Annotated in this window: 22 protein-coding genes; 13 read left to right on the forward strand and 9 right to left on the reverse strand. The window is 49.1% G+C overall.

From position 1 onward, the window contains the following. Positions 1-38: 38 nt before the first annotated feature. The gene (locus tag T458_RS53300; RefSeq protein ID WP_031306252.1) at positions 39-1,517 is read right to left on the reverse strand and encodes an IS1182 family transposase; all 1,479 of its coding nucleotides are present in this window, start codon (positions 1,515-1,517) and stop codon (positions 39-41) included. 427 nt (positions 1,518-1,944) lie between these two features. Next, entirely contained in the window at positions 1,945-3,000 is a 1,056-nt protein-coding gene (gene aroC, locus T458_RS53305) for a chorismate synthase (RefSeq protein WP_023559308.1), read from the reverse strand. A 114-nt stretch (positions 3,001-3,114) separates the two neighbouring features. On the opposite strand from aroC, the gene T458_RS53310 reads away from it, so the two are divergent. Next, positions 3,115-4,014, forward strand: coding sequence for a LysR family transcriptional regulator (locus tag T458_RS53310; protein WP_023559309.1), 900 nt, complete (start codon positions 3,115-3,117; stop codon positions 4,012-4,014). Positions 4,015-4,074: 60 nt separating this feature from the next. Here T458_RS53310 and T458_RS53315 read toward each other — a convergent pair whose 3' ends face one another. Continuing rightward, on the reverse strand, positions 4,075-4,590 hold the full coding sequence (locus T458_RS53315; RefSeq protein ID WP_023559310.1) for a stalk domain-containing protein: 516 nt from the start codon (positions 4,588-4,590) through the stop codon (positions 4,075-4,077). 253 nt (positions 4,591-4,843) lie between these two features. Here T458_RS53315 and T458_RS53320 point away from each other — a divergent pair, with 253 nt between their 5' ends. Beyond that, positions 4,844-5,527: a uracil-DNA glycosylase gene (locus T458_RS53320; RefSeq protein WP_023559311.1), complete on the forward strand. Its 684-nt coding sequence runs from the start codon at positions 4,844-4,846 to the stop codon at positions 5,525-5,527. Between the two features lie 9 nt (positions 5,528-5,536). Here the strand turns inward: T458_RS53320 and T458_RS53325 are convergent, their stop codons facing one another. Continuing rightward, entirely contained in the window at positions 5,537-6,178 is a 642-nt protein-coding gene (locus T458_RS53325) for a thiamine diphosphokinase (protein WP_023559312.1), read from the reverse strand. Positions 6,179-6,339: 161 nt separating this feature from the next. On the opposite strand from T458_RS53325, the gene T458_RS53330 reads away from it, so the two are divergent. Further along, the gene (locus tag T458_RS53330; RefSeq protein ID WP_023559313.1) at positions 6,340-7,242 is read left to right on the forward strand and encodes a GNAT family N-acetyltransferase; all 903 of its coding nucleotides are present in this window, start codon (positions 6,340-6,342) and stop codon (positions 7,240-7,242) included. Between the two features lie 8 nt (positions 7,243-7,250). Here the strand turns inward: T458_RS53330 and mutM are convergent, their stop codons facing one another. Beyond that, positions 7,251-8,060: a bifunctional DNA-formamidopyrimidine glycosylase/DNA-(apurinic or apyrimidinic site) lyase gene (gene mutM, locus T458_RS53335; RefSeq protein WP_023559314.1), complete on the reverse strand. Its 810-nt coding sequence runs from the start codon at positions 8,058-8,060 to the stop codon at positions 7,251-7,253. A 162-nt stretch (positions 8,061-8,222) separates the two neighbouring features. Between mutM and T458_RS53340 the strand changes: the two genes are divergently transcribed. After that, a complete protein-coding gene (locus T458_RS53340; RefSeq protein WP_023559315.1) occupies positions 8,223-9,380 on the forward strand; it encodes a THUMP domain-containing class I SAM-dependent RNA methyltransferase in 1,158 nt (385 codons plus the stop codon). A gap of 93 nt (positions 9,381-9,473) precedes the next feature. Next, a complete protein-coding gene (locus T458_RS53345; RefSeq protein ID WP_051410146.1) occupies positions 9,474-12,068 on the forward strand; it encodes a DUF4855 domain-containing protein in 2,595 nt (864 codons plus the stop codon). Between the two features lie 56 nt (positions 12,069-12,124). Here T458_RS53345 and T458_RS53350 read toward each other — a convergent pair whose 3' ends face one another. Then, a complete protein-coding gene (locus T458_RS53350; protein ID WP_023559317.1) occupies positions 12,125-12,508 on the reverse strand; it encodes a hypothetical protein in 384 nt (127 codons plus the stop codon). Positions 12,509-12,613: 105 nt separating this feature from the next. On the opposite strand from T458_RS53350, the gene T458_RS57840 reads away from it, so the two are divergent. Then, entirely contained in the window at positions 12,614-12,739 is a 126-nt protein-coding gene (locus T458_RS57840; RefSeq protein ID WP_023559318.1) for a hypothetical protein, read from the forward strand. A gap of 422 nt (positions 12,740-13,161) precedes the next feature. Here T458_RS57840 and T458_RS53355 read toward each other — a convergent pair whose 3' ends face one another. Next, positions 13,162-13,611, reverse strand: coding sequence for a hypothetical protein (locus T458_RS53355; RefSeq protein WP_023559319.1), 450 nt, complete (start codon positions 13,609-13,611; stop codon positions 13,162-13,164). Positions 13,612-13,661: 50 nt separating this feature from the next. On the opposite strand from T458_RS53355, the gene T458_RS53360 reads away from it, so the two are divergent. After that, positions 13,662-14,627, forward strand: a complete 966-nt coding sequence (locus T458_RS53360; RefSeq protein WP_023559320.1) for a hypothetical protein — start codon at positions 13,662-13,664, stop codon at positions 14,625-14,627. Between the two features lie 226 nt (positions 14,628-14,853). Here T458_RS53360 and T458_RS53365 read toward each other — a convergent pair whose 3' ends face one another. Together T458_RS53365 and T458_RS53370 are read right to left on the reverse strand one after the other, a co-directional pair. Beyond that, positions 14,854-15,051 (reverse strand): hypothetical protein, encoded by a 198-nt coding sequence (locus T458_RS53365; RefSeq protein WP_023559321.1) that lies wholly within the window; start codon positions 15,049-15,051, stop codon positions 14,854-14,856. A 71-nt stretch (positions 15,052-15,122) separates the two neighbouring features. Next, on the reverse strand, positions 15,123-16,361 hold the full coding sequence (locus T458_RS53370) for an MDR family MFS transporter (RefSeq protein ID WP_023559322.1): 1,239 nt from the start codon (positions 16,359-16,361) through the stop codon (positions 15,123-15,125). A 532-nt stretch (positions 16,362-16,893) separates the two neighbouring features. On the opposite strand from T458_RS53370, the gene T458_RS53375 reads away from it, so the two are divergent. The 6 genes from T458_RS53375 (at position 16,894) to T458_RS53395 (ending at position 21,700) form a co-directional block, all read left to right on the forward strand. Continuing rightward, positions 16,894-18,006, forward strand: coding sequence for an aminopeptidase (locus T458_RS53375; protein WP_023559323.1), 1,113 nt, complete (start codon positions 16,894-16,896; stop codon positions 18,004-18,006). A 154-nt stretch (positions 18,007-18,160) separates the two neighbouring features. Next, positions 18,161-18,328, forward strand: coding sequence for a hypothetical protein (locus tag T458_RS57380; protein ID WP_023559324.1), 168 nt, complete (start codon positions 18,161-18,163; stop codon positions 18,326-18,328). A 147-nt stretch (positions 18,329-18,475) separates the two neighbouring features. Beyond that, positions 18,476-19,408, forward strand: coding sequence for an RluA family pseudouridine synthase (locus T458_RS53380; protein WP_023559325.1), 933 nt, complete (start codon positions 18,476-18,478; stop codon positions 19,406-19,408). A gap of 414 nt (positions 19,409-19,822) precedes the next feature. Next, positions 19,823-20,455 (forward strand): TetR/AcrR family transcriptional regulator, encoded by a 633-nt coding sequence (locus T458_RS53385; RefSeq protein ID WP_023559326.1) that lies wholly within the window; start codon positions 19,823-19,825, stop codon positions 20,453-20,455. 9 nt (positions 20,456-20,464) lie between these two features. Then, positions 20,465-20,971 carry a DUF4188 domain-containing protein gene (locus T458_RS53390; RefSeq protein ID WP_023559327.1) on the forward strand — a complete coding sequence of 169 codons (507 nt, stop codon included), beginning with the start codon at positions 20,465-20,467 and terminating at the stop codon, positions 20,969-20,971. Positions 20,972-21,079: 108 nt separating this feature from the next. Next, a complete protein-coding gene (locus T458_RS53395) occupies positions 21,080-21,700 on the forward strand; it encodes a TetR/AcrR family transcriptional regulator (protein WP_023559328.1) in 621 nt (206 codons plus the stop codon). Positions 21,701-21,717: the final 17 nt, after the last annotated feature.

Raw genomic sequence — 21,717 nt, forward strand, 5'->3', positions numbered from 1 at the left:
AAAGAGGGCAATAACGAAAAAATGCAGTTCAATCTCCCTCAGGAGGCGGACTGCATTTTCTCTGTTAATTTTATCATCCGTTTTACATTTACGACGAAAGTCGTAAGTATTGCCTGTATTCGCATGCGAAAGAGACCACGGTACTTAGCCTTGGTCATCCCATGATACCTTTTTAGTTCCGCATTTTTATGTTCAATAATCGGTCTGCGACAAATACGTTCCTTGAACGTATCGCTTTTCTCAAACTCGATTTGCTCTTGGTAATGTTCCGCCACAATCCGAATGGAATAGGTTTTGCTCTTCGCTCCTGGCTTGAAGCATCCTTCCTTAAGCGGGCACGCCTTGCATTTCTCGGTATCGAAATAGAAAACAAGAGAACGACTATTGCCACTTTGCTTGCTTCCTTGGACAGCTTTTCGAATACTGTGTTGTCCTGCCGGACAAATAACAAAGTCTGCACCCTTGTTGTATTCTTGTCTAAGCCCTCCGTTATGTACGATCGGGTTAAGTGGTACGACGGGTTGAATCTGCTTACTTTTCATCTCTTCCAAATTATCTTTACCCGAATATGCAGTGTCAGCAATCACTTCATGTACTTCTATACCTGCGTCCAAGGTTTGATTCAAAAGTTCTTTGAATTGTTTGCCGTCATCCGAACTTCCTTCAGTAACTTCCACAGCCGTAATGATCTCTTCTTCTGTCATGGCGATATGTTCTTTGTAGCCAAAAAAGGATTTTGTATTGCTCTTCCATCCAAAGCGTGCATCCGGATCAATGGCCGACATAATGCCTTTATTGGCAAGGAGACGCTCGTCTTCCACGATGGCCTTGGCGATTCGAACTTTCTCCGAGATGGAACCTTCATGATCCGGCAACAACAACTCAACAGTTTCCCCAAGATTAGCCAGGTACTGAAGCATGATCTTCTCGGCATCCTCTTGATCTTCTTTCCTCAACCCCGGTAACTTCGGGAGTTTCTTCTCAAGCTTGGGATGCTTTTTCACCACAACACGGAACAGGCGCTTCGCCGCATCTCGAAGTACTTCAAGTGGCTTTTGTTTTTGCGAAGCTGCCAGTGTATGGGTGGAGTCCATGATGATCGTCTTTGACTTCACAAGACCTTTTTCAATGCACTGACGCACAACTGATATGAGCACCTCATCCACGGCTCCTGCTCCTAATCGATGATTACGAAAGCGAGACAGTTGGGAGGGGTCAGGAAGGTTATCCTCCGGATTTACACCTAAAAACCACTTGTAAGCGAGGTTTACCTGCGTTTCCTGAATGATGCGTTCATCCGAAAGATTGTAGAGAACTTGTAAAAACAGCAAACGAAACAGGAGTTCTGGTTCGTTAGCAGGTCTTCCGTAATGCTCACAATAAGAGGAACGAACTAAGTCATGAATAAACGTGAAATCTACGATTTCATTGATTTTTCGTAATGGGTGATCCTCGGGAATCAGTTTGTATAATTCGGCATGGAAAGATGCCGTCATTTGTTTAGAGGGCTGTAGCAATGGTTCCAACTCTTTCGTTTTCTTTTCATTGTACAACAAAACCCAGTGCCAAAGGGGGTACTGGTTGAAAACTCTACGGTTGGGGAGGAGAAGCATGTTTCCAGGCGGAGCGATTGGCGGAGTCCAGCCTAGCGGAACAGCGAAGCCCGGGGAAACGAAAGCGCAACCTATGAATAAACTCCGGAGCTGCGCGCCGTTTTGCGCTTCCCCCGGGATCGCTGTGGAGCGGACAGTTTAACTCCCTTGCGGGACGTAGACCGTAGCGCAGATCGGAAACATGCTTCTCCCCACTACAGCTACATTCACGACACATGAATCCCCAGTACCTAAAAGCACTGGGGATTCAGTTTACAGATAGTAGGTGGACTTTTGCAGGGCTCTCTTTCGAGGGGCTTTTTTTGCATTTCAGTATGGTTGAATTGCTAGATCAACCGTGCATGGCCAAATGGCGTTTGAAGTGATCCTCCAGAACCAGACAAGTCATCGCTTCGACTACAGGAACGATTCGTGGACAAATACAAGGGTCATGCCGGCCTGTGGTGACGATTTCTTTCTCGTTTCCATGAATATCGATGGTTTTTTGGGCTACCGATATGGATGAAGTGGGTTTGACAGCAATTCTGAACACAATCTCTTGTCCGGTGCTGATGCCGCCAATGATCCCTCCTGAATGATTGCTCAGGAAACCATTTTTATCCATGCCGTCATTATGCTCGCTTCCCAATATCCTTGTGCCATCGAAACCAGTCCCGAACTCAATTCCCTTTACGGCACCAATCGACAGCATGGCTTTTGCCAGATCTGCGTCCAATTTATCAAATACAGGCTCCCCGAGACCGGGAATGGCCCCTCTAACCCTGCATTCTACGATTCCCCCACAGCTATCCCCAAGCCTTGCGAGCTCTTCTATCATTTCTACCATGGCGGGGGCTGCATCGGGATCACAAGTCCTTACCGGATTTTCCTCAATCGCACTTTCCACAAATTGATTGCTTTTGATTCCGCCCACTTCTGTCGTGTAGGCTAATACGCTTACCCCTCTATTCTCGAGCAGCTTGCGTGCCAATGCTCCTGCAGCAACTCTTCCGGCGGTCTCTCTTCCTGACGCCCGTCCACTTCCTCTGTAATCCCTGATTCCATACTTTTGCAAATAAGTGAAATCGGCGTGGCCGGGTCTAAAGGAATGTTTAATATCGTCATAGGCTTCCGGCCGCATATCCGTGTTATACAAAATCATAAAGACAGGGGTACCGGTTGTTTTGCCTTCGAAGGTGCCGGATAGGATATTTACGATGTCGTACTCTTTTCTGCTGGTCGTAATGGATGATTGACCTGGCTTTCTTCGATCCATTTGCTTTTGAATGTAATCCCGGTCGATTTCGATTCCGGGTGTTACTCCGTCTACGATGACGCCTACAGCTTCTCCGTGAGATTCCCCGAACGTAGTGATTCTAAATACTTCTCCGAATGAATTTCCCGCCATTTGCAAACTCTCCCATTTCTGCGTAGTCAATTGTTATGTTTGATTATAAGAAGTAAGCTATAATAAATGAAATCACAAATAACGAAGTGTGTCATAGAGAGGGTCTATATCAAAATGAACATCCATATGGAATGGTATCGAATTTTTTTGCGTACAGCCGAGCTGGGCAATTTGACCAAAGCGGCACAACAGCTGCATATCACCCAACCTTCCGTCAGCTACGCAATCAAGCAATTGGAGGAGATGATGGGTGTCAAATTATTTCACCGCCATTCAAAGGGTGTCAGTCTGACCTCAGAAGGATCGGCGTTATTGGAATATGTCAAGCAAGCCTTTTCGCTTCTGGAAGCTGGAGAAAAGCGAATTCAATCATTTGTGCAATTGGCTTCCGGGGAGCTGCGGATTGGAGCGAGCGGACCTGTGATCAAACATCTCCTGCTCCATCCATTGGACCGTTTCCATAGCGCGTATCCGGGGGTGCGCATCCGACTTGTGCAAGGCAGAACGTATGAAATCGCAAAACGTCTGAAAGAAGGCAAAATCGATATTGGCCTCGTTCATCTTCCGGTGTCCGATCAGGAACTCGATGTCACTCATGTCATCACCAATCATGACTGCTTTGTAGTCGGTCCTGCATACCGTGCGCTGTCAGAGAACCCGATTTCCATCCAAGCGTTAACGAAAATTCCATTGCTTCTCCTCTCTTCGGGGAGCAATACCAGGCAATTCGTCGAGCAATGGTTCGAAGCACAGGGAGTAAAGGCAGAGGTTGATATTGAACTGAACAGCTCAGACATGCTCATAGAGTTTGCCCAGCGTGGTTATGGCGCTGCGTTTGTAAACCGTTCCTTTATCCAACAGGAGCTGGAGGAGGAGCGCCTTTTTGAGCTGAAGCTGATCGAACCGATCCCTTCCCGCCATATCGGAATCGCAACACGCAGGGACATTTCTTTATCACTGGCAGCTGCCCGGTTTAACGAATTGCTGGTTTCGTCCATAGAGCACTCCAAGTAACCGCGATCTGGTATAACAAAAAACAGCAACCCTGTTAAAAAGGATTGCTGTTTTCTGCGGTTACTGCAACAAGGATCGGATATCTCCGGTATTTGGATTCACTACGAACCAGCCATAGGTGCTGGTGTAGCTGTCTCCGGACTGGAAGTTGTTCACATAGGTTTGATAGACATGGATGACGTAGTGCCCTTTCTCATCGTCGTGGGAATACTCAACGACGTGAGAGGGAGAGAGATTCCCCGCGAACTTGGCCTTCACCAGTTCGATTGCTTCCATCTTGGAGTACATCTTGCTAGTCGGCAGCTTGCCGATGTAGATGGATCGCGAACGCGCATCGTAGATCACCGGCTTGTTCAGGTTTTCGGCGACGAAGCGAATCGGGACATAGACAGTGTTCTTGTACATGATTCCTTGTACATCGCTCGCAGGCGATTTTGGCACCCCTTCAAAATAATAGGTAAAGGGCGTTTGTTTGGTCTCTGGATCGGGATAGTTAGAAGCCGCTGCGGCTATCCCGGAAAAGAGCACCGACCCGATCACGATGCCCCCCAATAAAGATTTAAAATCCCATTTCATTCTTGCAAACCTCTCCCCGTATCGAATGAGACCAGCCTGTGCTGTATTCGACTTTTCTAGCATTAGTATGACAAATTTTGCAAAATTCAGCTATCAACCGAGGGTACTAGGAAACAAAGACTAGAAAAAATAGGAAATCGCCAATCGCCGTGGGAAAAGTCCTAGAAAACGCGGGGCGCAAAGATACTTTTTTCCTGAGCGCACTATGAGTATGATGGAGAATAGGGAGAATACAAGACTAGGAGAGCAAAAGATGTCGATTTTAAAAAATGACTGGGCCCACATATTGGCCGAAGAGTTTGACAAGCCATACTATCTCAAACTGAGGGAAACATTGAAAGAAGAGTATCAGCGCTACACGGTATACCCGGATATGTACGATATTTTCAATGCCCTTCACCTGACGAGTTACGAGCAGGCAAGGGTGGTTATTCTGGGACAAGATCCCTATCACGGGCCAGGGCAGGCGCATGGCCTGAGCTTTTCCGTCAAGCCGGGGATCAAGCCGCCGCCTTCCCTGCAGAACATCTACAAGGAGCTGCAAACTGATCTGAATTGCAGCATTCCTCAGCACGGTTACCTCGTTCACTGGGCCAAACAAGGCGTGCTGCTGCTCAACACCGTCCTGACTGTGCGGGAGAGCAGCCCCAATTCGCATAAAGGTCTGGGCTGGGAAACCTTTACGGATCAGGTGATTCATCAGCTCAATGCGCGCATGACGCCACTGGTCTTTATCCTCTGGGGTAAACACGCCCAAGAGAAAGCGGCTCTGCTGGACAGAAGCAGACACCATATTATTGCCTCACCGCACCCCAGCCCATTTTCTGCGCATCGCGGCTTTTTGGGCAGCAGACCTTTTTCGCGAGCCAATCAATTCCTTCTTGCACAAGGTTTGGAGCCGATCGACTGGCAGCTTCCGGAAGACCCCAACAGCTAGGGCGACCGGTTAGTCTTTGCTCCGAATCACGAGAAGCTTCCCTGTCGCCAGCGAGATATGCCCCCTGGGCTCAATCAGGACATTGCTGATGCCCAGGGTGTCGCCGATGCGCAGGGTGGCATTCTCCAGCGGGTATTGAAAGCCCTGCAGGGTAATTCCCGTCACTTCCTGACTGAAAGGAAGCAGCGAGAGATGATCATAAGGGCCGGACTCGATCGTGACGCCATCCGTGATCAGGCGAATTTCGTTGTATGCGTCGATGATGCGGCAAGGGATATGAGCTTGCAGCCCCTTTTCCAGCAGGTGGACATTGGCGAGTGTGTGGTCAAATCGCGTCCCCAGCACGCCGATCAGCAGGATTTCCTCTGGGTGCTGCCGGATCGCCCACTGCAAGGCCATTTCGGTATCCGTCAGATCCTTGTAGACAGGGTCGCAGTCTGTCACCTGCAAACTTTTGCTTGCAATCTGTTTTTTCTCTTCTTCCGTAACGGAGTCAAAATCTCCGATGGACAGATGGGGGGAGTGTCCGTTTTCGATGAGAAACCACGCTCCCCGGTCCACACCGACCAGCACGTCATGCTCCTGGATGAGCCGGAGCGCCCATTCCCCCAGATTACCGCCTGCGAATAGTAGAATACGTCTTGATTTCATACCGAAGCCATCCTTCACTTTGATCGCTGTAAGAACGAATTTTTTTCATCTTATCATGCAAATGGTTTGCGGGACAGCGCGATAAGCACATCGTATAATGATTGAATTTTTAGATTTTATCGATTAAAATACTTTTATCAAATAGATGGGAAGGTGGTACCTTGATTACCATCAAACGGATGAGCGATTGTACGATTGCAGAAATCACCAAAGCATGGAACAGGGGCTTCGAGGGCTACTTTATTCCGGTCGAAATGACGGAGGAAAGCATCGTCCAGCGGCTCGGCGCGGAAGGCTATCACATTTCCCTCTCTGTCGTCGCCTTTGACGGTGACGAGCCGATTGGCCTGGTCGCGAGCGGCCTGCGCAGCATTGCAGGGAAAAAAATAGCCTGGAACGGCGGCACAGGAGTAGCGACGGAGTACCGACGCCAGGGAGTCGGACGCCAACTGATGGAAGCCACTCTGCAGCTCTACGAGGAAGCAGGAGCGGAGGTAGCCACTCTGGAAGCGATCAGTAAAAATGACAAGGCGATTCGCTTGTACGAGCAGCTTGGGTACGAAGTGGTGGATCGTCTGCTCTTTTGGCAGCAATCGGGCGCCATGCCCGCAGATGCATTTGGGGCGCAGCATGCAGATCAATACCGCGTGCGAACGGGTATTTCTCAAGAGGCGGCACGCCTTCCGTTTTACCAACGCGATGTCCCCTGGCAGAATCAATGGCTCAGCCTGCGCGATGCGGAAGTGATTCTCATCGACGACCAGCGAGGAGAGACTGTCGGCTACGCCATGTACAAACGGGTGTTGAACGAAGAGGGCCAGCTTGCAGCTGTTACGCTTCGACAATGTGCCGCCATGCCGGACCGTCCGGATGCGGAAAATATCTTGCGCGTGGCGCTGCAGCATTTGTATCAGCCTGAGAAAGATTGCAAACGCACTACGTTCAACCTGCCCGCTTCGGATAAGCTCTTGTTGTCTGTGCTGGAGAGCGCAGGCTTCGGTCCCTCTGAGACGGAGCAAGTCTATATGGTGAAAAAGCTAAGCCCAAAAGAAACCCACATGTAATAATGCTGCTAGGTCTGGCAATTCGTACAGGCGAATACTTTTCGGGAGGAGAGCATGCTTTTCGCGATTCTGTGTCCGCATCGCAGGCAAGGCTCTCCTTCTCTGTCGTACACCCGACAGCGCTCGTTATACCCTCCAGTTAGCCGGTCGCCGTGATAGAACGGGACCTCCATGTATCCCCCTGCTTGCATCGCCTCCCGCAAAATCGCTTGGAGGGCATGATACAGCCGAGTAGTCTCCTCCGGGGTCAGTGAGGGAATCTGTCTGGTGGGCAAAATACCTGCATGAAAACAGATTTCGTCGGCATAGCAATTGCCGATCCCGGCCAGCCAATGCTGATCGACGAGGGCCGTTTTGAGCGCGCCTCTTTTTTTGCCTAAAAGTTGAGCAAGCTGCGCAAGGGTAAAAGCAGGCGACAGCGGCTCAGGCCCCAGGTCAGCCAAACGCTCGACTGCCTGGTCACGCGTCAAAAGATGCAGGTAGCCCAGCCGCAATCCGTGGAAATAGAGGATGTTCGACCCGAAGCTGAGCGTCACCTGTGCGCTGCGCTCCAGCTTGTCAGTCTGGCTTCCCCAGTATAAAAATCCGCCAAGCATGAGATGAAGCAAGAGTACATGACCAGAATTCAACTCGAACAGCAGATGCTTTCCTCGTCTGCTGACATGCTGCAGGCGATTCCCCGTCACTGTTTGGATGAACATCTGGGGCGGGACGTTGATCGTTTTTTCCCGCTCTACCCGTGCTTCCGTGATGACCATCCCCCCGACTCTTTCCTCCAGCAATTTGCGGTACGTCTCCATTTCAGGCAGCTCCGGCATACATTTTCCTCCCGCACATGTTTGTCTGTAGGCTCCCCACGCACAGCAGGGCTCATGCCATTTTTGCGTCTTTTTTGATAGGATTACCAACCCCATAGGCAAATCGGGTAATATAGTATAAGGGTATGACCCACAGGAATTCGTACGGACAGGAGACATGGCATGCAAAAAGTAGAATTGATCGCTACGGCGACGTTTGGCTTAGAATCCGTAGTCGCCGAAGAGGTAAAAGCGCTCGGATACAATCAGGTTCAGGTAGAAAACGGAAGAGTGAACTTTACCGCAGATATTTCTGCCATCGCACGCGCCAATTTGTGGTTACGAACTGCGGATCGTGTGCGTCTAAAGATAGGGGAGTTCAAAGCGACCACTTTTGACGAGCTGTTCGAGAAGACCAAAGCGCTGCCTTGGTCGGATTGGATTACCGAGGATGCGACATTTCCGGTCGAGGGCAAGTCTGTGAAGTCGACGCTTTACAGTGTGCCGGACTGTCAGGCCATCGTTAAAAAGGCAGTGGTCGAAAGCCTGAAAAAGACGTACAAGACGGATTGGTTTGAAGAGAAGGGACCGTTGTACAAAATCGAAGTCGCCCTGCACAAGGATATGGCGACGCTGACCATCGATACCTCCGGGCCCGGCCTGCATAAGCGCGGGTATCGCGGCTTGATCGGTACGGCTCCGTTGAAGGAGACGATGGCAGCGGCAATGATCATCCTGTCTCGCTGGAAACCGGATCGGGTATTTATGGACCCGTTCTGCGGCTCGGGAACCTTGCCAATCGAAGCGGCCCTCATCGGTCAAAATATCGCACCGGGGATGAATCGCGAATTCGTCTGTGAGAGCTGGCCGGCGATTCCGAAAACGGTTTGGCGGGAAGCCCGCGCAGAAACCCATGACCTGGCGCGTTATGACCAGAAGCTGGAGATCATCGGAACGGACGTAGATGATGAGATCTTGAAGATCGCTCGCCGCAATGCGGAAGAAGCAGGGGTGGATGATCAGATCCACTTCCAGCGCATGGATGTCCGCGACATTCGCACCAAGCGCAAATACGGCTATTTGATCTGCAATCCGCCCTATGGGGAGCGTCTTGGCGAATGGAAGCAGGTGAGCAGACTGTACGGCGAGATGGGCAAAACCTTTGCGGCGATGGATACCTGGTCCTTTTACATCATCACCTCGGACGAGCAGTTCGAGGAGCATTTTGGACGTCAGGCAAGTAAAAAAAGAAAGCTGTACAACGGCAATATCAAAGTAGATTACTATCAATTTTTTGGACCAAAACCCCCTCGTCCTTCAGTGGTTGCCCCAACCGAATAAGCGAGAGAAGGGGGAAGGGGAGGAGAAAGGAAAGTGAGCAACTTGTATCGTGCAACCCGCAGCCGGATCGTGGCTGCTTGCTTGGCCGCACTGATGCTGCTGACCGTAGCAGCGCCAATCTCGGCTGAAGAGACGACAGCACCTGCACCTGCCGGGACCGAGGAGGCGCAGAATGAAACGGCTGAGACAGCGGCTGCATCGGGTGAACAGCCGATCGTCTTCAAGGATGTGGAGGACAGCTTTGCCAAAGACGCGATCACCCGGCTGGCCTCGCTTCATCTGATCAGCGGAGTGGAAGAAGAGCGATTTGAACCGCAGAAACCGATAACGCGTCAGGATGTAGCGGTCCTGCTCAGCAAGGTAATCGGTCTGCAGCCAGTCGGCGTAGAAGAAGCAAAATACGAAGACGTGGGGCTGGACAGCCCGTATGCCCCTTACGTGTATTCACTGGCGGAGCTTGAGGTGTTGAAAGGCAGACCGGACAATCAGCTCGGTGCAGCCGATCCCTTGACCCGCCAGGAGTTGGCCGTTCTTTTGACGCGCCTGATGAAAGCAGGCCAAATCCAGCCTGCTTCGGCATCCGGTTCCGCCAGCTATGAGGATATTGAGGAAGCGGCGGACTATGCCCGCGATGCGATCGTGGCCGTGACCAATCAGCGCTGGATGACGGGGGCAAGCGGTTCGTTTCGTCCTTTAGGCATCGTCACCCGTGCGGAAGCAGCCGTCATCGCGGAGCGCGTCCTGGATGCCCGCTATTTGCAGGCGGAACAAGTGAAGTTCGAAGTGAACACGGAGCGGTTGAACGTCATGGCTGGCAGCAGCGAGCGTGTGACCGTAAAAAGCCCGGACGGCAAAAAGCTTCCGTTCACGCCGATTTATGGATTTGATCGGCCGGAGCTGGGTTCAATCCAGCCGGATGGCACTTTTGTGGCTGGACCCGCGACGGGAACAGGGAATGTCACCGTGACGGTCGGACACCGCACTGTGACGATTCCGGTACAGATTACAGCCGCTGTCGTCGCGCCAAAGCCAGAAGAAGAAGAATCGAAGCCGTCCAAGAAGCCTGAGCCGTCGGCGTCGGAGCCGCAGGAATCCACCGAATCCACGCCAGTCGAAGAGACATCTCCGGTTCAGGAAGACCAGCTGCAAAACATTGCCCCTGACAGCTTTACGTCAGTGAAAACAGTGGGACCGGCGGATAACTATTTCCGTGAGGTCGAGAAGGCTTATCCGGGTCCAGTCGGTGGCTTGACTGCTGTATCTGAAGAGTGGACAGGCTACAATCGCCAGTACGGTCGCAAGGTGACCGTAGCGCTGCCAGAAGGCAAGGCGGTAGAGCGCGTCAATCTCACCTTCCAGCAACGCAAAACGTCAGGGATTACCCTGCCGAACTCGCTGGAGGTAGAGGTATCTCAGGATGGAAAGGCTTGGTCGTATGCGGGGAAAGCCGTGCACGATGTCCCGGCTTCCGAAGAAAAAATGGTGACTCGCACATTGGGAGTGTCCCTCCCACAGCTGGAAGTGCGTTATGTTCGCGTCACTTTTCCGGTGAAGGTGTTCGTCTTCGCACGCCAACTGGAGGTATGGGCCAAGGATGCAGAAGCAGGGCCTAGCGATATCGCATTGCTTCCGCCTCCCAAACAGTTCCAACCAATCGATAATCGGCAGACCAGACGGCCAGTCGAAAATATGCTGCTTGTCTACACGGGAATGCATGACGAACTGGGCACTTGGACCAAGGAAGATTTCCTGCCGATGGTGGGGTATTTGACGCAAGATGGGTATATGCGGGATCAGATGTTTGACACGGTGCTGTTATTGCCTTACCAGACCATGCCTGCTACCCGTGACAGCTGGAATGCCTATCTGAACGATTTGTTCCGCATGGACAGGCAGTTGGATGCGCTCAACAGTGCGATGCGCGAGTACAATCGCCTGCGAGGCACCCTGTACACCACTCCGACGAAGGAAAACGTGGTGCTGGCGATCCCGTATCCGAATGCTGCTCAGAAGGATTTCGGCAAGCTGCCAGGCGAGGAGACATCGCTGTCCTTCAACGCTGCGGGCATCGGGGAAGAGATGGCCTATCAGAACCGCAAAAAAGCGGTCGAGTGGTACTTCCAGGAGCTGCTCAAGCGTTGGAACAAGGAAGGCTACAGCTACTTGAATCTGGATGGCATCTACTGGTTCCATGAGCTGATCGAGGACAGTGCCCCGAAGGAGCGGGAACTGATCCGCAGCACAGCCGGCATGGTCCATGATGAGGCGCTCCGCTTCTACTGGATTCCGTACTACGGCTCCCCTGGCGTAGAAGAGTGGAAAAGCTTGTATTTCGACAGAGCGTTCCTCCAGCCTAATTACTACAGTGACAAGCCCGTAACAATCGAACGGATCCAAGGGGTGCTGGACGCCGTACAGAAGTACGGAATGGACATCGAGATCGAGGGCGATCACAAGATGTACAACGATCCGAAATTTTACCAGCTTTACTACAATCAACTGGCTGCCACCCATAAGCTGGGGATGGACAAAAACAATGTGCACGCGTATTATTTCGGCTCCAAAGCCTTCCTGCCAGCTGCCCGTAGCAAGGATGAAGCGATCCGGGCCATCTACGACGACACCTACAAGTGGATGCGCGGGCGCTTTGATCGGGATGAGTTTTTGGATACGGATGTCATGCCGTAGCAGACAAAATGAAAATGGACGCCTGAATTTTCGAGGCGTCCGTTTTTTTGTTTGACCTACATCGGCAATTTTCCTTTTCGTTCCAGCAGTCCCTTATAGTGATCTCTGTATATCCAAAGCAGATATCCTTCCAGCCCAGATACCACAATGGCCAGGGGGAGCAAGGCTGGATCCTCAAAAATGTGAAAAAGGAAGATGTTGACCACAATGGGGGCAAAGATCGCTAAAATAGCCGGCGTAAAGATATTGACGAGCAATAAAAGTCCACCTAAAAGCTCCGTAGATTTTTCCAAAACCAGCAAATACCCGGTTAACAATTCCATGGCCTTGGGGCTGGTCGGAAAAACGGGATCATACCCGAGAATGACGACCCAACCATTAAATCCGGCCAAGATAAAAATCAAAGCCAGCAGAATACGAGGCAAATGGATACGCAGCACGCCATCACACACCTCCAGGATAAGGTACGTTCAAGTGCATCGTATTCCAGTTATTCCCTTACGTCAACAGGGGTGGTAAACTCTTGCTAGGAATGGACAAAAGTAATGTACTTCCTGCCAGCTACTCGCAGCAAGGATGAAGCGATCCAGGCCATCTACGCCGACACCTACATGTGGATGCGTGGGCGCTTTGATCGGGATGAGTTTTTGGAAACGGATGACATGCCGTAGCGTAATTATGAACAATGACAACGGACGCCTGAATGTTACAGGCGTCCGTTCGTATATTTTGAAGAACTTTTTAATTACTTCCTTTTCCAGACTGAATCGAGATGTTTTCCCCACAAGTCGTTTGTTCCAATAGTTAGTCATACTTGATGTGTATTTTCTAGGAACAAAAAATGTAGAAACTCATCCATCCTATATGTTGGTAATAAAGTTCCTTTTATATACAACATGAGTTGCATTTCCAATAGATAATTCATAGATAAAGTCGTTCCATAGCTCTCCCCTATCTCAGGTATATCATCGATGCAAAAAGTCAACAACAAAATAGTTACAAAATAATTGACTTAATGTTAAAAAAAGCAATATAATGGATAATATTTACAGATGCTGATATAAAAATTTCTGGGAGGTGAAGTTATCTAAATTTAACGAAGCAAAGAAATTAGTTTTTTTCCATATTCAATATTGGAGGGATTAGATGATAATTCATCAAGGCATCTAATAAGTTCTTCTAACTCTTGCTTATTCTCATCTATAGACGAATTTTGGGAATCTTGGAAATAACTTTGTAACATATAACTATAACTTAATATGATTCGAGATTTTTCATTATTTTCTGACGTGTATGAAGTATTGTCAGAAAGAACTTGAATTTTACTTGCATGTGATAGTGCTAAATCAAATTTTGTACCCCAATCTGTATCTTTTTTTAAAGATCTGCTCAGTAACCGTAGACCCTCTTTGAAATTACTGTCGATTTCTCTTTGAAGTTTTTCGAATCGGTTTTCGATTCCATTCATTTTTATAAAAATAAATCCGTTGCTAAACACCAACAAAGTTAATAGTACAATTAAAAACTTGTTATTTGTATTCAACTCTATCACCCTATCCTTTTTACTCAATTATATACTAGGGAGTGTAAAAAATGACAAAAAAATCAAGCGTTTTTCTTTCTTTGCTTTTTGGTACCTCTTTGTTATTTAGTAATACTAGTCTTGTTACGGCATCGGAAGAAAAATTGAGTAAAGCAGAGATAAAAAAACTAAAAGAGGTTTTCAAATTTTCTGATGAACATATTGCCGATCTGATTGAGGATGGTAAAGTACAGGAGTATTTATCCATAAAAAAGCCAATAGTGAGTAAGAAAGAAGACTACTATGAAATTATAAAAAATGGTAATGAAAAAAGGGTGGAGAAGGTCACAAAAAAGGAATTTAAAGAGAAACTAGAAAAGGAAATAAAGAAAAATAAAAAGAAGATTGATGATGAAAATAATGATCCAATTTCTACTTTTGATTATGATATAGAAGACGATCATGACTATATAACGTTAGAAACATGGTTTATTTATGATGAGGTTGAAGGTGATGCACAAGCCTCAGCTCGTTTTGAGTTTGCAGATGATAGCAGTACATATGGTTTTCTTGGTGACCTATATGAGGATGTTCTTGCGATAGGTATCAGTGATAATGCTTCATTAGTATCAGGCACTGAAGAGTTTTATTTAAAATTTCGAAAGTATGGCTTTAATGGGGAATATGACTCTTATGGGCATCCAATCTATGAATGGACCTCAATGACTCGAGATGATAGTAGAGCAGATACGCGAGATTCAGGCGGCTACGCGTTTGATGTAAACTTCCCATCAATGAATTCCGAGAGGTATCAGTATATTAAGAATATAAGGGGCTATATGAAAGTTGAAGTGACTCATCGAGATTCTTCTTGGGGTGGAGAAATGTACGATGTATGGAGTCATTATCTTCATTCATGGGAAGACGTACATTTGTCTTATGGACTTTCTATTCCTCCTGGAGGTAGTATTTCGTGGGAATACGAGGATGTTTCCGAGAAAATTACAGGGCATACGCAAGAGCGTATATACGACTAGTAAAGAATCGTTAGTCTAATGTAAGGAAGCATTAGGGTAGTAGTAGAAGCAAAAGAGAGACCACCGTGTAAAGGGTAGTCTCTCTTGATTTTTTAACAATTAATTATGAAAGCATAAGAAAGGAACCACGCGTTCCAACATAATATAAGGGTCAGGAGCAAAAAACACGGGACTATAACATTTAACTAAACAATAGAAGGTTAGTAATCTTCAAGGGTCCGTTTTTTTATACTTCCGAGGGATCCTCCATAAACCACGATATATAGGAGCAGCGCTTGCAGATCAGAATCGCGGCCTCTTTATTCGCCCAATCCAGCCCGAAGAAAGTAGCCCCTCGCGAATTCAATTGGCGATAGTCTTTATTGAACGTATCATTTTGGCAACAGGGACAAGTAAGTCGAACGCCTCCCATTTGGTAGCGCATCAGGAACCACTCCTTCCTTTTGTTACCTTTTTATACGAATCACTGGCAGATAAGTTCCAGTCAGGGCTGAATCACCCCTCCTGATTCGCTGGAATCTTGCGGAACAAAACAACATACAAATACGCGCTCAACAGGGAGACACCCAGTATCAGCCCAAACACCCCGACAGGCGGCAGCCAGGCGGAAATCCCGATGGTCAGGGGAGCAATAAACCGCCCGATGGAAAATTGCAGCGAGGAAGCACCCATGTACTGCCCGCGCGCGTCCTCCGGGGAGTACTTGCTGATAAAGCTTTGTGCGACAGGGGTACGGATCAACTCGCCAAGGGTCAGGACGAACATACAGCCGAACAGAAACCAGATGTTCGTGGAAAAGGCCATCATAAACATGCCAGCGCCGTACAAGACGGATGAAATGACGAGACTGTTGCGGTCGCTCCAGTGCTGGAACCAATTGGTCACCGGGAGGGTAAACAGCACGACCAAGAGACCGTTTAGCCCCATCAGCCAGCCAAATGCACTCGTCCCTCCGACGTTAAAGGACCAGTCTCCCCAGGATACGAGAGGCTGGGACTGTACATGTTCATTGACGTACAAGGCCATGTACAGATCGAGCTGCATGAAAGCGATGGCGATGAACACGCCAGCCAGAATATAGAGGGCAAATACTTTATCGCGGAAGATGACCGCATAGCTTTTAAACTGCTCTTTGATCGAAAAGCGTTCTTTTGCTTTTTCCTCCCGCACATGGGCCGGCAAGCTTTCCTTGATCAGGAAAAAGACCGTGATCGCAAACAAGATCTCGATGATCATACAAACGAGCAGCAGCTCGAAGCGGTAATGAATGAAAAAGAAGGAGCCAAGCACAGGTCCGGCAACAACCCCGATATTCATCGCTGTGTAAAAGGTAGCAAACACGACACGCCGGTCCTCTTCTGTCGTCAAATCAGCTACCATCGCTGAGCTGGCAGGCCAGTACAGGGAGCCAGCAATTCCGATCCCGATGAAAGCGAGATAATCCACCCACGGGGACCAGGAAAAGGCAAACAGGCCAAACATGCTTGACGAGAGGATCAGCGAGGTGAGCATGGTCGGCCTGCGCCCGATCCGGTCAGACAGATAGCCGCCGAAGAGATTGGAGAACATCCCCAATAGAGGAGGAACCATGAGCAGCAGACCTGCCATGTCCTTCCCGAACGAATCGCTAAACAAGAGAGCCATAAACGGAAAATACATCCAAAAAAATGTATGAGTAATCAGTTCGCCAAATAGCCGAACCTTCAGATTCAAGTCCCAAGAACGCCAACTCATGACACCATTTCCTCCATCCTGTTTTCAAAATCTGCAGAAAGCCCGAACCTGAACCCACCAAAAAAAGCGCAAAACGGGAGAGGACGATACTCTCTTCGCTTGCGCTTTTTAACGATATCAGGTAAAAGTGGGCCTTAAAGAAAACCAGATGGAGAAGGCAAAATACAGCTACTCCCCCCTGGGTGGCGCCACAACTGATCGGAAAAAAAGACAGAAGCGGTTCAGGCATCCTGCAGTGTACAGCTATAGGTATTCGGGTTTTCGATGAGAGGGAGAGCCCCTCGATCGAGGCCCTACCTAAGCCGTGTATACTGCAGTGATCACCATAAGAACAACGCTCCTGTCTTTAAAAATTTTTATACAGTCAACTCTTGTTGATTAGAATACTCCACAAATAGGAAAATATGCAAGAAAAATTTTTTATTACTGGATACTCAGATTGCATGCACAAAGTCTTTCGATTGAAAAATGCGCGTCTATTCAGTAAAATATTTTTTAATAATCACAAATCAGGAACGTGGAGGGTGATCGTATGTTGGACCCGCGTATTGTCAAGCTTGCGGAGAATTTGCTGAGCCATTCGGTACGTCTGCAGGAAAAGGAAAGCTTGTTGATTGAGGTGCGAGGAGAGGGGCACGCCTTGGCAAAAGAGCTGGTGAAACAGGCCTACGCCAAGGGGGCTTACCCGTTCGTCCGGATCCTGGATCCGAGCATCCAAAGGGAACTGATGATGGGCACGGGCAAGGAGCGCGCAGAACATCTGGTGAGATGGGAGGAGCCGATGTTCAAGGATCTGGATACCTATATCGTCATTAACGGTCCCGTCAATGACAGCGAGATGGCAGATGTGCCTGTCGAACGTCGGCGCGAACATCAGAAAGTGATGCAGGAGCTGAATGACTACCTGATCAACAACTGTCGCTGGACTCTGCTCAACTACCCGACTGCGGCCATGGCTCAGAGCGCCAACATGTCTTCGGAAGCGTTTGAAGACTTTTATTTTGACGTTTGCTCGGTTGACTACAAGAATATGCATGAAGCCTTTTTGCCGCTGAAAGCCCTGATGGATCGAACAGACAGAGTGCGATTGGTCGGACAGGGTACCGATCTGAGCTTTTCGATCAAAGATATTCCGAATGTCATCTGCTCAGGGCTGCGCAATATTCCGGACGGCGAAATTTTCACGGCGCCTGTGCGTGATTCCGTCAACGGTACGATTACATTCAACACGGCTACCAGCTACCTCGGAACGAAGTTTGAAAATGTTCGGCTCACCTTTGCAGATGGCAAGATTATTGAAGCGACTGCCAACAACACAACGAAGCTCAACGAGATTCTGGACAGCGACGAAGGAGCGCGCTATATCGGCGAGTTTGCGATTGGCGTCCATCCGTACATTCTGCACCCGATGAATGATATTTTATTCGACGAGAAGATTGCTGGCAGCTTCCACTTCACGCCTGGCCGCGCCTATGACAACGCCGACAACGGCAACCGCAGCCAAATCCACTGGGACATGGTCAATATTCAGCGTCCCGAGTACGGCGGCGGGGAAATCTGGTTCGACGACGTTCTGATTCGCAAAGACGGTCTGTTCGTGCTGCCGGAGCTGCAAGGGCTTAATCCTGAAAACCTGAAGAAATAGGTTGTTCACCTCGAAATAAATAGGGCCTCGAGTAACCTCCGACGCGGATCGGGGGTTATTTTATTTTTTAAACAAAAATGTTTACAAATTACCAATCATCATTATATACTTAATATACAAATAAGTTTATAAAATTGTTTCGGGGGGTTATCCTATGATCCGCTTGGGATGGAAAAATAAATTGCATGCATTTGTTGCTGGCCGTTTGTTGGGAAGTGAATTCTTGGCAGAGGAAGGCCATGTCACACAATGGCTGGAGATGGGCAAAAGCGAAATTGCGCCGAACTTTGAACACGCGATTCAAGACGTCTTTTTTCTGTGAAAAACGTCTCGACGTTTTTCATAAAAGTGGATGAGACCGGTCTGGCATGTGGCTCGATCCTTTTGCTACAATGGAGTCCGAAGCATGACCGTGGTCAGCAAGTCGAGCGGTCGCATCGTACATAGCATGGAAACTGAGGGATGAGATGTGAGTCGCAAAGACTGGTTGGAATACGTCGTGACAGATGATGATGCGGGCATGAGTGTAGAGCAGATTGTCCGTCAAAAACTGAATGTGTCTGGCCGCATGCTGCAGCGGCTGACGAGAAGCAAGGGAATTCTGCTGAATCGCAAAACGCCTTTTCTGAAAAGAGAGGTCAAAGCCGGAGACAAGGTCTCGGTTCGCGTCGCAGAATACAGGACGGATACCACCCTTGCGGTAACGGAGACCAGTGTCAGCCTCCCAGTCGATATTTTATACGAAGACGACCATCTGCTCATCGCCAATAAACCGGCTGGGATGATGGTGCATCCGTTAAGACCTGGACAAAAGGATACGCTCGTTCATGCCCTGACAGCTTTGTTTCAGCAAAGACGAGAGCCAGCGGGAGTCCACCCCGTGCATCGCTTGGACAAGGACACGTCAGGTGCGATTCTGATCGCCAAAAGCAGCTATGGGCATCAACTGGCAGACCGATTGCTGCGGGAAGGCGGCATTCACCGCGAGTATCTGGCTGTCATCGAAGGCCATCTCGCATCCGACAAGGGAACGATCCAGGCGCTGATCGGCAGGGACCCTCATCATCCCACCAGACGACGGGTGAGTCGCAATGGTGACGATGCCATTACCCATTACGAAGTAGAGCAGCGTTCAAAGGAGCACACGCAGGTTCGCGTGTGGCTGGAGACGGGACGAACCCATCAAATTCGCGTCCATTTCCACCATCTGGGGCACCCGTTGGTCGGCGATACCATGTACGAGGGAAGCCGTGCCGGAATGAGACGACAAGCCTTGCATGCCTCCAGGCTGAGCTTCTCCCATCCGTTGACGGGCGAAGAAGTGCAGGTGTCAGCCCCATTGCCGAGTGACTTGAAACGCTTGGTTGAAGCTATTTTTACTTTAGAGAAAAGCCAGGATTGATCCCCTTCAATCCCGGCTTTTTGTTTTTTACCTCCATGAATAACCTATAAACAGTAGGGATTCCACAACAAGCTGGTCGAGGAAAAAGGGAGAAAAGCGAAGGCATTTGGGATCTTAACCAAGCTGGAACGGAAAAGGCGGAACACGCTCTCAGCGGCCAACCCTGATTCACTTCCATGAGACGGCTGCTTTTGGCCGCGGTTCCGCCTTTGGAGTGGAAGCGGTCAGAGATGCCCCCAGCAAAGATCCCAACCGGCCTAGAGCGTTCTCCCTTTTTCCTCCCCCGGCAGTAAAGCTGGAGGACAACCTAACAAATACAAATAAATCCCCGATTTACTCAAATAAAAAACTTTACTTAAGTTAACTTATATACTAAGATAAACACAAATACACGATGCAAGAAAAGGAGCAATCATGGCGCAAACGATTACCCTGCGGGACAAAAAGAAGGCAAGGACAAAGCTGACGCTGCTGCAGGCTGGCCTGGAACTGATCGGAGAAGGTACCTTTCGTACTGTCTTGGTAGAGGATATCTGCCAGCGAGCAGAAGTCTCCAAGGTGACCTTTTTCAAGTTTTTCCCGCAAAAAGAAGATATGCTGGTCTACTTCATGAGCGTCTGGCAAGCGGAGCGCTTCGTTGAACTGGCGGATTCCCCCAAGCGCGGATGGGCTGCCGTACGATACATTTTTTCCAAAGTAGCGGAGCAATCCCAGAAGCAGCCTGGCATCATGCTCAGCCTGATCAGCTTTTTGGCAGAACAGAGCATGCATCCCTGGATTCCCGAGCTGTCGCCTGCTGAAATGCAGCTGTTGTTTCCAGAGAGGGAGGACACGGAGGAAATCGTGCAATATTCGCTGCACGATCTTTTCAGCCGAGCGATGAAAGAAGCCCAAGAGGATGGCGAGCTGGCAGAGTGCCTTTCCGTAGAGGAAGGGGTCGTTCTGGTGTTCACCACGTTTTACGGTTCCTATTTGTCAGCACATCTCTGTCAGTCACCCGATTACATGGCTTTTTATGACATGCATATCAAACCTTTGCAGAGGTAGGTGTTTTGAATGGCAAAAGTAATTCCCGGCCGTTTTACGGCAAAAATGGATGGACCATTCGTCGTTTTTATCATCGGAATGAGAATCAACAAGCGATGGGCGGTACACAAATGGCTGCCCGTAGCCAAAGCAATGGGCGGAATGCTCAAGGAATTGTACCAGCATCCGGAGCTGGGTTTCCTCGGTACGACCTCTCACATGAATTCACGGGAAATCACACAAATCCAATATTGGCGTTCCTACGAGCATTTGGAAAATTACGCGCGAAAAGGGCAAAAACATCTGACCGCATGGAGAAATTTCAATAAAGCTGTAGGGACGGACGGTACCGTCGGAATTTTCCACGAGACGTATCTGGTGGAGCCGGGAAAATACGAGTGCCTGTACGGAAATATGCCTGTCTGGGGGCTGGCCCAAGCGGGAGAGCATGTGCCGGCATTGGGCAGAAATGAAACAGCAAGGCGCAGACTGGGCGGAGAGAATGAACCTGCAGTGCCAAGCCCGCCGCAAATGTAAAGAATGGTAAAGTTTTGCATGCAAGTATTTACATGCATGCGGATAGTGGATATACTAAATTTGGCAATCAATATGCAAGCAAGTGCTTGCATAGAGAGGGTGGGATGATTGGAGGATTCGAAAAAAAACGAGTCTACGGGTGATAAAGGGACACGACAATGCATTTTGGCAGCGGCAAGGCAGCTGATGGCGAAGAAAGGCTTCAAGGGAGCGACGACACGCAAGATTTCTGAGCTTGCCGGGGTTAACGAAGTAACGATTTTTCGCCATTTTACCAATAAGAAAGGAATCGTCGTCGAGCTTTTGTCAGAAATGCTGGATGTTCGCCAGCCTCTGCAAAACAGCCTCCAGGGTGACTTTACCCAAATCCGGGAGATGCTGATCGACTACGGTCGGACTTACTACAACCTGATGATTGATCGAAAAGAAGTGATTTTGATCTGTGTGATCGAGTCAGAAAATCACCCGGAGGTAGGCAAGTTGTTCAGCAATCTTCCGCTGTCAGCAATCGAACTGCTTAGCAACAAGCTGAAGAGTTTTCAGGAGCAAGGGCATCTGCCGCAGCAACTGAATGTCTGGTCCGCTGCGGCGATGTTTATCTCTACCTTTTTCCATGCGTTTTTGGCCGTGCATCGCATGCATATCGATCTCGGGGCGCGAATGACGGAGGAGCAGTTGTTTGAGGAGACCACAGATATTCTGCTGAATGGCATCACCAAAGGTACATAAATCAGAAGATGGGTTAG

The organism is Brevibacillus panacihumi W25 (assembly GCF_000503775.1).
Lineage (GTDB): Bacteria > Bacillota > Bacilli > Brevibacillales > Brevibacillaceae > Brevibacillus > Brevibacillus panacihumi_A.